Genomic DNA, 13,822 nt, shown 5'->3' on the forward strand with positions numbered 1-13,822 from the left:
ATGTCGAAATCATCAGAAAAACGATTAATTGTGGGATTGGATATTGGCACGTCAAAAGTCGTAGCCATTGTTGGGGAAGTAGGTAGCGATAATACCGTAGATATTATCGGCATCGGCTCACACCCTTCGCGCGGTATGAAAAAAGGCGTAGTGGTAAATATTGAGTCGACGGTTGCCTCAATACAGCGAGCTATTGAAGAAGCAGAGTTGATGGCTGGTTGTCAGATTCATTCGGTCTACACCGGCATAGCTGGCAGTCATATCAAAAGTCTTAACTCGCACGGCATTGTCGCGATTAAAGACCATGAAGTAGCGCAAAGTGATGTTGACCGTGTGATAGATGCGGCAAAAGCAGTGGCTATTCCAGCAGATCAGAAAATATTACATGTCCTACCTCAGGAATTTGTTATCGATAATCAGGAAGGCATCCGCGAGCCAGTAGGCATGTCTGGTGTCCGATTAGAAGCAAAAGTTCATATGGTTACCGGCGCAGTGAGCGCAGCACAGAATATTACTAAGTGTGTCGCTCGTTGTGGCCTGGAAACCGAAGACGTCATTCTTGAGCAGTTGGCTTCAAGTTATGCTGTGCTCACTGAAGATGAAAGAGAGCTTGGTGTCTGCTTGATTGATATTGGTGGTGGCACAACTGATATCGCTATTTTTACTGGCGGAGCTATTCGACACACTGCGGTAATTCCGATTGCTGGCGACCAGGTGACTAACGACATTGCAGTTGCCTTGCGTACGCCAACTCAGTTTGCGGAAGACATCAAAATTAAATATGCCTGTGCCTTACGTCAACTAACGAATTTAGATGAAACCATCGAAGTACCCAGCGTAGGCGACAGGCAGCCACGCCGACTATCTCGTCAAATATTAGCAGACGTTGTAGAGCCGCGTTATAGCGAATTATTTGAATTAGTACAGGCAGAAATTCGCCGCAGTGGTTTTGAAAATTTGATTGCCGCTGGAATTGTAATTACCGGTGGCGGTTCGAAAATGGAAGGCCTTATGGAATTAGCAGAAGAAGTGTTCCATATGCCAGTACGTCAAGGCATGCCACAACACATTAAAGGTCTTGTGGATGTCGTGAAGAATCCAATTTATGCAACCGGTGTTGGCTTATTGATCTATGGAAAACAGGATCTGGGACATCATCGTGAAAGAAATGTAACCGGTTTTACTGGGCTCTTTGAGCGCATGAAAAAGTGGTTTAGTGGTTTTTAGTAAAGCGCGGAACGCTTTATTGAAAAAAAGTGGAAGTAAATGTTGTTAGAGCACATTAAGTGTAAGCAATTTAAAGTAAATCGAAGGGGAAATTATTATGGCTAACATGTTTGAATTAGTAGATAGCTGTCAGAACAGCGCGATCATTAAGGTGATCGGCGTTGGTGGTGGCGGTGGCAACGCCGTCGAACATATGGTGAAAGCCAATATTGATGGTGTTGAGTTTATCTGTGCCAATACAGATGCTCAGGCGTTGGAATCTTCAACTGCCAAAACCACTATCCAGATTGGTCAGAACATCACACGCGGACTTGGTGCTGGAGCAAATCCAGAAGTAGGTCGTCAGGCGGCTCATGAAGATCGTGAACGTATCATGGAAGTGCTACAAGGTTCCGATATGGTTTTCATTACTGCCGGCATGGGTGGTGGTACTGGTACAGGTGCTGCACCGGTTATTGCCGAAATTGCTAAAGAAATGGGCATTTTGACAGTTGCTGTTGTGACCAAGCCGTTTAAGTTTGAGCGTAAAAAACGCATGGCGCTGGCTGAAGCAGGTATTGATGAACTGCGTCAATCAGTTGATTCATTAATCATCATTCCAAACGATAAGTTGGTGGCTCAGTTTGCAGGTTTACGTTTAACAGAAGCGTTTGCATCAGCTAACTCGGTACTGCATGGTGCTGTTCAGGGTATTGCAGAGTTGATTACCTGCCCAGGTTTAATCAACGTCGACTTTGCTGACGTACGCACTGTTATGGCTGAGCAAGGTCAGGCCATGATGGGTACAGGAATTGCAGCCGGTGAAGGCCGAGCGCAAATTGCTGCTGATATGGCCGTTGCCAGCCCATTACTTGAAGATGTTGACCTTTCAGGTGCACGCGGCATTCTGGTTAATATTACTGCTAATGAAGACTTCACTATTGATGAGTTCTCAGAAGTTTGTGAAGTGATTGAAGATATCGCTCATGAAGATGCGACTGTAGTCGTTGGAACGGCAATCGATGCTCAAATGGGTGATGAAATTCGAGTTACCGTGGTCGCAACGGGACTTGGTCAGGAAGCAAATATGCGCTTAGTCAGTAATAGCCGCAACGAGCAGAAAGAAGTTCGCAAGGCGAATGGCGATCTGGATTATGGACAGTTAGATTTACCGCCTTCAATTCGCAAACAGGCGGGCGCAAGCTCTGTTCCAGAGCAAAGCTCGAAAATGGCGGTTGGCAGTGATGTTGATAACTTCCTGGATATTCCTGCTTTCCTAAGAAAGCAAGCCGACTAATAAGCGGTCAATATTGACACTGATTTTGTTGCTCAGACGATATCATCGGTGACAAGGTGAAACTTATTGAAAAAGTTGCTTTCATACTTTGAACAGTACGAAGAGGCACTCCCTTCGAGCGTCTTCGTACTGCCATGCCTGATTAATTGTTCAGCTTCTATTCAACGCTGTTCGATTAGGCTAATAAGGAAGTCAGCCACGGCTGAAAGTGTGAGCTAGTGCAAGGATTGGGAATATTTGTAACGATTTGTAGCTATATAAATCAAGAGTTAAACAAATATTTCAAACAACTGTCTAAAAAATGTTCAAAAATTGTTCAAAGAACTGACATATTGTGATACTATGCGCTAGAATTTGAGTAAATTACACCTAAAGTCTTGATTTTCAAGGCGTTGGAGAAACTGAATGATAAGACAACGTACGTTGAAGACAACCATTCGCGCTACTGGCGTGGGGCTACACACAGGAGAAAAAGTGTATCTGACCCTACGTCCAGCACCAGTGGATACAGGGATTGTGTTCCGTCGCGTTGATCTGGACCCGATTGTTGAGATTGAAGCTAAGCCAGAAAATGTGGGTGATACCACGCTTTCAACCTGCTTGGTTAAAGATGACGTTCGTATTTCTACGGTTGAGCATTTGCTATCTGCGATGGCGGGCTTGGGCCTTGATAATGCGTATATTGACGTATCGGCGCCAGAAGTACCTATTATGGATGGCAGTGCCAGTCCTTTCGTATTCCTTTTGCAATCTGCTGGTATCACCGAGCAGAATGCTCCAAAGAAATTCATCAAAATTAAGAAACGTGTTGAAGTTGAAGATGAAGGAAAGACTGCTGTATTTGAGCCTTTTGATGGCTTTAAAGTAGCTTTCACGATTGACTTCGACCACCCGGTTTTTAAGAAAAGTCGTCAGACTGCAGTTATTGACTTCTCAAGTACCTCCTTTGTGAAAGAAGTGAGTCGCGCTCGAACTTTTGGGTTCATGAAAGATATCGAGTACTTGCGCTCTCACAACCTGGCACTTGGTGGTAGTCAAGATAACGCGATTGTGATGGATGATTTCCGTGTTCTTAATGAAGACGGTCTTCGTTATGACGATGAGTTTGTAAAACACAAAATATTGGATGCAATTGGTGATTTATTCCTGTTAGGCCATAGTTTGATCGGTGCCTTCTCAGGCTATAAATCAGGCCATGCACTGAATAATAAATTGATCCGTACCTTAATGGCGGACGAAACTGCATGGGAATTAGCAACTTATGAAGATGCTAATGCAGCTCCTATCTCTTACATCATGAATCCAGCGCTATCTGTATAGTGTTCGGTTATTAATGAAGTAGAGATTAAGGATTGAATTTTTAGTCGTTTTTATAGTATTTTTAGCCAGCTTTGTGACTTAATCGTCATAAATTCAAAAACGCCAGACTAGTCGCTGGCGTTTGCTGGTTTTAAAAGACTTATAAATTGTAGGGTTTTCATGGCATACTTTTATTGGGGTCAATTTTGATTTGAATATTAGCCAGGCCAAGAAAACCGGCTTTTCTGAGTTGAGTGAGTAACTCGGAAGATTGATACCGAAGTCGTGTAGCCCAAACAGGGCTGTCGGCAGTAATAACCAGACTGGTTTTATTGTATTCGGATACTGTGCAGTGTTTCTGCAAGTCTTCGGGTAAGTGCTGGTGAATACTATCGGTAATGGATTTCAGGGAGTCTGCTTTATCAAGCAGCCCTTTCAACACACTGTCAGGTGAGTTGAGCACATCAGCCACGGATTTGGCTCGGAAAGGACGCTTCATAAGCTCAATATTTCTGGGCTAAATTTAAAGTTAGCATCTATTGTATGCTGGCTGGGTAGAATTGTCATCTTACAAGCTTGCTTGTAATTGACGCTAACGAACGTGGGTGAGTATGCGAATAACCATTATCAAAAGTGATCAAAAAGGAATTAAAGCTTTGGAATTTGGACGTTCTAAATTAGTGGTGTTTAGCCTGCTAGGTGCTGTGGCATTAACAGCGGTAGTAGCCTTAACCCATTTCGCAACCCGTTGGTCTTTGCAGCAAGATCTTGTCAGCGAAGCTGCTATTAAAAAATGGCAACAAGAACTCATTTCACAGAAAGAGCAGTTAGAAGAAGCTAAACGCATTTCAGAAAGTCAAATCCAGGCTCTATCGACTCGATTAGCAACCATGCAAGCTTATTTGCTTCGTCTTGATGCTGCGGGTGCAAGATTGGTGGCTTCTGCTGGTATCGAAGATGAGTTTGGGTTCGGAGAAGACCCTGCAATTGGTGGTCCAAGCGAAGATGTGTCAGCAACAACATCAAGCTACAATGATGTGGTTGTGTTCCTAGACCAGCTGGAAAGTGATATTAATGCTAAAGAACAAGAACTTTCTGCGCTTGAATCATTAATTCTTGATAAAGAAATTAATACCGAACAACAAATTTCAGGTCGCCCCATTACTTCAGGTTGGTTATCTTCACCTTACGGTTACCGTGCCGATCCATTTACCGGGAAGAGGGCATGGCACTCAGGAGTCGACTTTTCTTCATTGGAAGGTTCTGATGTGATTGTGACAGCTGCCGGCGTAGTTACTACAGTTGATCGTAAACCTGGCTATGGCGTTTTCGTTGAAGTCAGCCATGGTGGCGGCTATACCACCCGTTATGGCCATAACAAGTCCGTACTTGTTAAGAAAGGTGATATTGTTAAGAAAGGACAGGTTATAGCAACAGTGGGTAGCACTGGTCGTTCTACTGGTCCACATGTTCACTATGAAATAACTAAGAATGGTAAAAAGCTCAACCCTTATAAATACCTGAAAAACTAATACTGTAAAATTTCTATATAGAAGCCCCTATTTGGGGCTTTTGTTTTTAAATCTCTCAAAACTTCATATCAACATTGAAATGCTTGCCTCAAGCCCCCATAAGTTGAAAATACTGCTCGAAAACTCCGCTCAGGCGTTTACAGCGACCAGAATATGGGTACAATCGAGTGCTTCACAGATTAATTATCTGCTATGGGCGAGTAATAATAGGGCTTTCAAGCCTCAATCCATACCTGCACCCCATAGTTAATACAACACAGACACAAGAAAGAACAATATGAGTTTCTTAAGCAAAATTTTCGGAAGTCGTAACGAGCGAACCCTTAAAAAATTACGCAAGACGGTTGAGCTAATCAATCAACTAGAGCCTGAAATGGAGGCTTTATCTGATGAGGAGCTGAAAGCAAAAACCACTGAATACAAAGAGCGCATTGAGAAGGGCGAAACTTTGGATCAGTTACTTCCGGAAGCTTTTGCTACTGTGCGCGAAGCCAGTAAGCGAACTCTAGGTTTGAGACATTTCGATGTACAGCTGATTGGTGGCATGGTACTGCACGGCGGCAGAGTTGCAGAAATGCGTACCGGTGAGGGTAAAACCTTGGTGGCAACCTTGCCTGTATACCTGAATGCCTTATCTGGCAAAGGTGTCCATGTTATTACCGTGAATGACTATCTGGCGCAACGTGACGCCAACTGGATGAAGCCTGTCTATAACTTCTTGGGTATGGATGTTGGTGTGATCCTTTCAGGTCAAACTCACGAAGAGAAACAAAAGGCTTATTCAGCTGATATCACTTATGGAACCAATAATGAATACGGCTTCGATTACCTGCGTGACAATATGGCGTTTCAGAAGGAACACCGTGTTCAACGTGATTTGAATTTTGCCGTAATTGATGAAGTTGACTCGATTCTGATCGATGAAGCGCGTACGCCTTTGATTATTTCAGGGCCTACAGAAGACAGCTCTGAAATGTACCGCGCCATTGATAAATTGATTCCAAAACTTGAGCAGCAGGAGCATGAGTCAGAAGAGGGTGAAGAGGACACTGGTCACTATACTGTGGATGAAAAATCCAAGCAGGCTCATTTGACTGAAAAAGGTCAAGAGTACATTGAAGAGCTGCTACGTCAAAATGGCCTATTACCCGCTGAACAAAGTCTCTATAGCCCAGCCAGCATAGCCTTGTTACATCATGTCAATGCCGCGCTTCGCGCACATAAGCTGTTCAAAAAAGATGTGGATTATGTAGTAAAAGACGGTCAGGTAGTTATTGTTGATGAACATACCGGTCGTACTATGCCAGGACGTCGTTGGTCAGATGGTTTACATCAGGCAATCGAAGCCAAAGAGCAAGTACAAATACAGAATGAGAATCAAACACTTGCCTCTATTACTTTCCAGAATTACTTCCGCCTTTATAACAAACTTTCGGGTATGACCGGTACTGCAGATACTGAAGCTACCGAGTTACACATGATTTATGGGCTGGATGTTGTAGTAATTCCAACAAACAAGCCAATGCAGCGTGATGACAAGGGCGATCTGATCTTCTTGACCAAACAGGAAAAGTACGCGGCCATTATCGAAGAAATTAAAGAGCTGCAGGCAAAAGGCCAGCCGGTATTGGTTGGTACAGTTTCTATCGAGTCATCAGAGTTGATTTCGAAAGAACTCAAAAAAGCTAAGATCAAACATCAGGTATTGAATGCTAAGTTCCATGCCAAAGAAGCAGATATTATTGCACAGGCTGGTCGTCCGGGTACCGTGACTATCGCTACTAATATGGCTGGTCGTGGTACAGATATTGTGCTTGGTGGTAATTTACAGGCTGATATAGATGCCTTAGGCGAGAATCCAACTGCTGAACAAATAGCTAAAGCCAAAGAAGAGTGGGAAAAACGTCATCAGGCGGTACTTGATGCCGGTGGTCTGGCAATTATCGGTACTGAGCGTCATGAGTCACGCCGTATTGATAACCAGCTTCGTGGTCGCTCAGGTCGTCAGGGTGACCCTGGTTTGAGTCGTTTTTACTTATCACTTGAAGATGACCTAATGCGTATCTTTGCTTCAGAGCGTCTTGGTATGATGATGCAGCGTTTGGGCTGGGATGAAGGTGAAGCACTGGAACATAAGATGGTTTCACGCGCAATTGAAAATGCGCAACGCAAAGTAGAGCAGCGTAACTTTGATACTCGCAAAAACCTGCTTGAATATGATGATGTTGCTAATGACCAACGCCGAGTTATTTATGAGCAGCGTAATGAGTTGATGGACTCAGATGACATTTCTGACACTATCGCTGATTTACGTGATGACGTGGTATACAGCATTATTAGCGAATATATTCCTCCACAATCTATTGAAGAAATGTGGGATGTTAAAGGTTTGGAGCAGCGCCTTGAACAGGACTTCGTGATTGAGTTGCCGCTTCAACAATGGTTGGATGAAGATGACAAATTAGCCGAAGAAGGTTTGCGTCAACGCATTCATGAGGCTGTTGAAAAAGCTTATCAGGAAAAAGAAGCTTTATTACCGGATCCTAGAATGATGCGTCAGCTTGAGAAGCAAGTTATGTTGCAGGAGCTGGACCGTCACTGGAAGGAACACCTTGCTAATATGGATCATCTTCGTCAAGGTATCTGGATGCGAAGCCATGCTCAGAAGAATCCAAAGCAGGAATATAAGCGCGAAGCTTTTGATCTGTTCGCTAGTATGCTCGATAACTTAAAAGAAGACGTTATTACCTTACTTGCCAAAGTCCGTTTCCAGATGCCGGAAGAGGTTGAGGCGATGAAGCGAACTGAGGTTAACCAGGCCGGTATGCAGGCGCAGCATGAGTCAGCGTCCGCATTACCGCAAAGCGACACCGCTCGTCAGGCAGAAACCTTTGTTCGTGAACAACCTAAAGTTGGTCGTAATGAGCCGTGCCCATGTGGTTCTGGCAAGAAGTTCAAGCAGTGTCATGGCAAAATAGAATCCTAAAGAACACTTATGAGTAATACCATTCGGGTCGCGGTTGCTGTTATACAGCGTCGCGACCGAATTCTGATTGCCAAACGCCCGCAACATTTGCACAAAGGAGGATTCTGGGAATTTCCTGGCGGTAAGCAAGAAAATGACGAACCAATAAGTCAGGCTCTAATTCGAGAGTGTTTCGAAGAACTCGCAATAATCCCCGTAAAATTTTCTCCGCTCATTCAAATAGAACATACTTACCCAGAAAAATCTGTGTTTCTGGATGTTTGGACTGTGACTGATTATATGGGGGTGCCAAGAGGAGTAGAGGGACAACCATTGGTCTGGTGCCCCGTCAAACAATTAGATGAGTATCAATTCCCTGAAGCTAATTTAGCCATCGTTGAGGCTATCAGGCGATAAACTAATCCTGATTTCGACTCAGCTGTTCAACAGTTTCAGGATCCAGTGGCTTACCAGCAATTCGATGACCCTCACTTGCCCATTCGCCCAGATCAATCAGCTTGCAGCGTTGACTACAAAACGGCTTGAACTCATTGTTATCTTTCCACGCCACTGCTTTTTCGCAGGTTGGGCACTTTACAATTAATGCTTTACTCATAAAACTAGTACATATTCATTGGACTCAATTGACGCTATTATAACGGAAAATTACAGTTGAAGGTTGGATATTCCCGAAGGGGGCCCGGCTACAGTTCAACAACATCAGAGAACACTGTGACAGAACCATTTTATATCAACTTGGCAACCGGCCTGATTCAACCCGCACGCTTCGTGCCCACGGAACACTGTGACGAGCGTGAAGACCCAAAAGATATCAGTCTGCTGATTATTCATAATATCAGTTTGCCGCCCAGGCAGTTTGGGGGCCCTTATATCGATCAGCTTTTCACTGGCACACTTAATCCCTCTGAACACCCCTATTTTGAAGATATTGCTGCATTACGTGTTTCCAGTCATCTATTAATTAGACGAAATGGCGAGCTGGTGCAGTATGTGCCTTTTCATAAACGAGCCTGGCACGCAGGTGTATCTAGCTTTGAGGGAAGGCAAAAGTGTAATGATTTTTCGATAGGAATTGAGCTGGAAGGTGCGGACGACATTCCCTATGAAGGTATTCAATACCTAACTCTTGCTAAAGTAACTGAGGTCATTCTGAAAGCCTACCCACAGATTAATCCAGAGCGAATTGCTGGTCATTCGGATATAGCACCGGGCCGTAAAACGGATCCGGGGCCTGCTTTTGACTGGAGCTATTATCGGCAACTGACTGCTAACGGATAATAAGTAAAAACACTTTGAGTCATTGCGCTTAATCCGTAAAATACTGTCACTTTATTAAAAATTGTAAAGCATCTTTCAATGCCTTACATCTGACTGCGATAGCCGTACAGGACTTCACATGATCGAAACCCCATACCAGGAACAGCTAGTAACCGAAATTCCCAATCAGGTAAATCTTGCATTGCAGGAAGATCTTGGCGGCACTAGCGGTAAGGATGTAACAGCAGAACTTATCAGTGAAGACAAAACGGCAACCGGCAAGTTGATTACGCGTGAAGATGCGGTTGTATGTGGTATTGATTGGTTTAACGCAGTTTTTCATAAGCTTGATCCTAATATTGAGATTGAATGGTTCTGCCAAGATGGCGACAAGGTTCGCGCTCATGACAAGCTGTGCGAGTTGCGCGGCAATGCCCGTAAAATTCTGACCGGTGAACGAACAGCCATGAACTTCCTGCAGACACTTTCAGGAACCGCAACAACCACAGCGCGTTATGCTGCAGAACTCAAAGGCACATCATGCAAACTGCTGGATACGCGTAAAACAATTCCGATGTTAAGGTTGGCACAAAAATATGCAGTTTATTGCGGTGGTGGGCGAAATCATCGAATTGGACTTTTTGATGCCTTTTTGATTAAAGAAAATCACATCATCTCTGCTGGCTCGATTAAAAAAGCTGTGCAAAAAGCTCGCCAGCTACACCCCGATATTCTTGTCGAAGTGGAAGTTGAAACCTTCGCCCAGCTCGACCAGGCATTGGATGCTGGTGCAGACGTCATCATGCTAGACAACTTCTCTATCGACGACATGCGCACGGGAGTAGCTATTAATCAGGTTCACTCTCATACTGCCCAAATCGAAGCCTCTGGAAATGTTAGCCTGGAAACTCTGCGTGATATTGCAGATACCGGAGTTGACTTCATCTCGGTAGGCGCCCTGACTAAACATATTCAGGCCGTGGATCTGTCGTTAAGACTCGAGTTATAACCGACAGTTATTACATTGAAAAAAGCTAATATGGTAGGCTAACGCTCGCTTTGTAATGTAAAAAATATATTCCACGCAGGCAGGTTATATACACAAGAAGGCAGACCCAGCGAAGCGAACCCCAGCAAACCAAACAACCATATAGCAAATCGACCATGAGAAAAGGCTACGTCTATATACTGACCAATCCTAGAAAAACTGTGTTATACACAGGAACCACTAATAATTTAGGTAAGCAGCTATTCGAGCAAAAGAACAGGATTTCGGAGCGATTAACCCGAAGTTATGGCTGTAATGAACTTGTGTATTACGAAATTACTGAATCCTTGGAAAAAGCACGTGAACGCGAAGAAGAAATAAAGTCAGAATGTAGAATCGGTAAAGAAACCTTAATTCAGCGATTCAATCCTGAATGGAAAGACCTTTCAGGGGAATTACTGGCAGTCAAAAAACGTTAAAGATTGTATTTAGAGGAATTAGAATAGCTAGAACAAAGTGTCGAAAACACAATTTAAGTACTCAGTTATACTTAATCTAGCCTTAATTCCAACTAATTAAGTATAAAACTGGCATAAAAATACCTCCGCGTATTTACAATTAGCAATAAATAGGCCCTACAATCGGTTACAAAGCTGACAAAAATTGTCACTTTTTCCTTCGTGTGGTCAAAAAAACAACACTTTGTACGCTTTTTGAAAAGCAAATTCGCATATAACTGTGACGTAAATCATTGTTTTTGCTCAGTGTCAGGAAATTTAACTATAATCTGTTGCTATTCATGACACGCAAAGGATATATTTGTTTACAGATTTGTTCACACAGGGAAGCGCTACACACTAACAGTATTAGCCCGTGTAGTTTTGATCAGATTATACGGAATTCTCTGTGAACAGATTTAACTTTAAACAATTTGCAAATTCTTTATAAAGAATAGGAGAGAGTCTTATGCAAACTAAAAAACAAGCGGGTTTCACCCTTATCGAATTAATGATCGTAATCGCGATCATCGGTATCTTGGCAGCAATCGCTATCCCTGCTTACCAAGATTATATTGCTCGTTCACAAATGACATCTGCATTGGCTGAAATAAGCCCGGCTAAAACTCAATACGAAGCTGAATTGAATTCAAATGGTGCATTGGGTACCTATAGTGTTACACACATGGGATTAGATGCATCTGATGCTGGCACTCGTTGTACTACTGTTGCAGTTAATGCTCCGATCGCCGATGGCTCTGCTAATCCTGGTATTGCTTGTACAGTAGGTGGTACGCCTGCAGTTGCTGGTGCTATCATTAATCTTAACAGAAGTGCTACTGGTGCATGGACATGTGTTGTAGATACTGCTGCTGCGGGTGCGTGGAAATCATCATTTATGCCAACAGGCTGTAACTAATCATTTATAGTTACGATAAAAACGGGCTTCGGCCCGTTTTTTTTTGCGCGTAAATCTATATTGACAATATAGGCTTTTTATTCAAGGATATAAACTGGTCTTTTAAACTGTTTACTAAATATTATGACTCTAGCAGATACTGGTCTATCAGGATTGGCACACTTATTAGTTGCTGAGGGCCTATTGAGTAAAGAAAAGGTCCAACAAGCAGTAAAAAATGCTAAAGAAGAAAAGCTTGGACTTATAGACTGGCTAGTAACTGCAGGTTGGCTTGAAGGCAAACAAGCTGCTAAAGCACAAGCTTTAAATTTTGGTTACCCATACTTTGATCTTTCTAGCATTGCTTTTGAAAATATTCCCAAGGATGTTATAGATCTTAAACTCATGCAGGCTCACAGAGCCGTTCCTCTCTACAAGCGCGGTACTCGTCTATTTGTTGCCGTTTCTGATGCAACTAATATTAAAAGCTTGGAAGAGATCCGCTTCCAAACAGGCTGCTCTGTTGAAGCTGTACTGGTAGAGCCAAACAAGCTGGAAGCAGTTGTTAGTAAACTTATCGAAGAGAAAGAAAATGAGACACTTTCTGATTTTGATGATGCTGACTTAGATAATATTGACTTAGACGCGGTCGATCCTGATGCTGAGCAGGATATGGATGAAGGGGCTGGTGGTGAAGATGCTCCCGTGGTCAAGTTTGTTAAGCAGATGTTGGTATCCGCGATACGTAAAGGTGCATCGGATTTACACTTTGAGCCATATGAGAAGAAATACCGCGTACGTTTTCGTATCGATGGCATGTTGCATGAAGTTGCATCACCTCCCGTACAATTAGCAGGGCGTATTTCAGCTCGTTTGAAAGTTCTGTCTGGCCTTGATATTTCTGAGCGTCGGGTTCCACAGGATGGTCGTGTCAAGCTTAAAATCTCTAAAACTAAAGCTATCGATTTCCGTGTTAATACCCTGCCTACCTTATTTGGTGAAAAAATCGTAATGCGGATTCTGGATCCCTCACAAGCAATGTTGGGTATTGATGCATTAGGTTTTGATCCTAAGCAGAAAAAGGACTTCATGAGAGCTATAGAAAAGCCACAGGGTATGGTGCTGGTAACAGGTCCAACAGGTTCTGGTAAAACGGTCACCCTCTATACCGGCGTTAATATTTTAAATGATGAATATAAAAATATTTCGACCGCAGAAGATCCGGTTGAGATTAACTTACATGGTATTAACCAGGTCAATGTTAATGTCAAAGCAGGTTTAACTTTCGCATCGGCATTGAGAGCTTTCCTGCGTCAGGATCCGGATATTGTGCTGGTTGGTGAGATTCGAGATCTGGAAACAGCCGAAATAGCCATTAAAGCAGCTCAAACGGGTCACTTAGTATTATCTACTCTGCATACTAACTCAGCGCCGGAAACCTTGACTCGTCTCGTAAACATGGGGGTTGCGCCTTTTAATATTGCTACAACAGTCAATCTGGTTGTGGCTCAACGACTGGCTAGGCGCCTTTGTGAACATTGTAAGAAGCCTTCGGATTTACCAAAAGAAGCATTGCTTGAAGAAGGTTTTAGTGAGGAAGAGCTGAACGAACTCACAATTTATGAGCCAGTAGGTTGCGATAAATGCACAATGGGCTATAAAGGTCGTGTAGGTTTATTCCAGGTTATGCCTGTTTCAGAGGAAAATGGTCGTATTATTATGGAAGGTGGTAATGCGATAGATATCGCTGATCAGGCCAAAAAAGAGGGGATTCCAGACCTACGAAGAGCAGGGCTTAATAAAGTTAAGGCAGGATTAACTAGTCTTGCTGAAGTCAATCGTGTGACTCAGGATTAGGTATA

Annotated in this window: 13 protein-coding genes; 11 read left to right on the forward strand and 2 right to left on the reverse strand. The window is 43.2% G+C overall.

Annotation, left to right across the window (positions count from 1 at the left end; genetic code table 11):
• The 3 genes from ftsA to lpxC all read left to right on the forward strand — a co-directional run bounded on the left by ftsA (position 1) and on the right by lpxC (position 3,823).
• Positions 1-1,227: a cell division protein FtsA gene (ftsA, locus tag B158_RS0110655; protein WP_018625361.1), complete on the forward strand. Its 1,227-nt coding sequence runs from the start codon at positions 1-3 to the stop codon at positions 1,225-1,227.
• 97 nt (positions 1,228-1,324) lie between these two features.
• The gene (gene ftsZ / locus B158_RS0110660) at positions 1,325-2,503 is read left to right on the forward strand and encodes a cell division protein FtsZ (RefSeq protein ID WP_018625362.1); all 1,179 of its coding nucleotides are present in this window, start codon (positions 1,325-1,327) and stop codon (positions 2,501-2,503) included.
• Positions 2,504-2,908: 405 nt separating this feature from the next.
• Positions 2,909-3,823: a UDP-3-O-acyl-N-acetylglucosamine deacetylase gene (gene lpxC / locus B158_RS0110665; protein ID WP_026309363.1), complete on the forward strand. Its 915-nt coding sequence runs from the start codon at positions 2,909-2,911 to the stop codon at positions 3,821-3,823.
• A gap of 157 nt (positions 3,824-3,980) precedes the next feature.
• Here the strand turns inward: lpxC and B158_RS0110670 are convergent, their stop codons facing one another.
• A complete protein-coding gene (locus tag B158_RS0110670) occupies positions 3,981-4,301 on the reverse strand; it encodes a DUF721 domain-containing protein (protein WP_018625364.1) in 321 nt (106 codons plus the stop codon).
• Between the two features lie 112 nt (positions 4,302-4,413).
• Here B158_RS0110670 and B158_RS0110675 point away from each other — a divergent pair, with 112 nt between their 5' ends.
• From B158_RS0110675 to mutT, 3 genes are all read left to right on the forward strand, one after another.
• Positions 4,414-5,334 (forward strand): M23 family metallopeptidase, encoded by a 921-nt coding sequence (locus B158_RS0110675; RefSeq protein ID WP_018625365.1) that lies wholly within the window; start codon positions 4,414-4,416, stop codon positions 5,332-5,334.
• A 277-nt stretch (positions 5,335-5,611) separates the two neighbouring features.
• Positions 5,612-8,320, forward strand: a complete 2,709-nt coding sequence (gene secA, locus B158_RS0110680; RefSeq protein ID WP_018625366.1) for a preprotein translocase subunit SecA — start codon at positions 5,612-5,614, stop codon at positions 8,318-8,320.
• Positions 8,321-8,329: 9 nt separating this feature from the next.
• Entirely contained in the window at positions 8,330-8,716 is a 387-nt protein-coding gene (gene mutT, locus B158_RS0110685) for an 8-oxo-dGTP diphosphatase MutT (RefSeq protein WP_018625367.1), read from the forward strand.
• Position 8,717: 1 nt separating this feature from the next.
• Here mutT and yacG read toward each other — a convergent pair whose 3' ends face one another.
• On the reverse strand, positions 8,718-8,915 hold the full coding sequence (gene yacG / locus B158_RS0110690) for a DNA gyrase inhibitor YacG (RefSeq protein ID WP_018625368.1): 198 nt from the start codon (positions 8,913-8,915) through the stop codon (positions 8,718-8,720).
• 134 nt (positions 8,916-9,049) lie between these two features.
• Here yacG and ampD point away from each other — a divergent pair, with 134 nt between their 5' ends.
• From ampD to pilB, 5 genes are all read left to right on the forward strand, one after another.
• Positions 9,050-9,598, forward strand: coding sequence for a 1,6-anhydro-N-acetylmuramyl-L-alanine amidase AmpD (ampD, locus tag B158_RS0110695; RefSeq protein ID WP_026309364.1), 549 nt, complete (start codon positions 9,050-9,052; stop codon positions 9,596-9,598).
• 118 nt (positions 9,599-9,716) lie between these two features.
• Complete coding sequence (nadC, locus tag B158_RS0110700; RefSeq protein WP_018625370.1) at positions 9,717-10,586, forward strand: carboxylating nicotinate-nucleotide diphosphorylase; 870 nt, start codon at positions 9,717-9,719, stop codon at positions 10,584-10,586.
• Between the two features lie 155 nt (positions 10,587-10,741).
• Complete coding sequence (locus B158_RS0110705) at positions 10,742-11,044, forward strand: GIY-YIG nuclease family protein (RefSeq protein ID WP_018625371.1); 303 nt, start codon at positions 10,742-10,744, stop codon at positions 11,042-11,044.
• 487 nt (positions 11,045-11,531) lie between these two features.
• A complete protein-coding gene (locus B158_RS0110710) occupies positions 11,532-11,981 on the forward strand; it encodes a pilin (protein ID WP_018625372.1) in 450 nt (149 codons plus the stop codon).
• Positions 11,982-12,104: 123 nt separating this feature from the next.
• On the forward strand, positions 12,105-13,817 hold the full coding sequence (gene pilB, locus B158_RS0110715; protein WP_018625373.1) for a type IV-A pilus assembly ATPase PilB: 1,713 nt from the start codon (positions 12,105-12,107) through the stop codon (positions 13,815-13,817).
• Positions 13,818-13,822: the final 5 nt, after the last annotated feature.

This window comes from Kangiella aquimarina DSM 16071, assembly GCF_000374105.1.
GTDB classification, from domain to species: domain Bacteria; phylum Pseudomonadota; class Gammaproteobacteria; order Enterobacterales; family Kangiellaceae; genus Kangiella; species Kangiella aquimarina.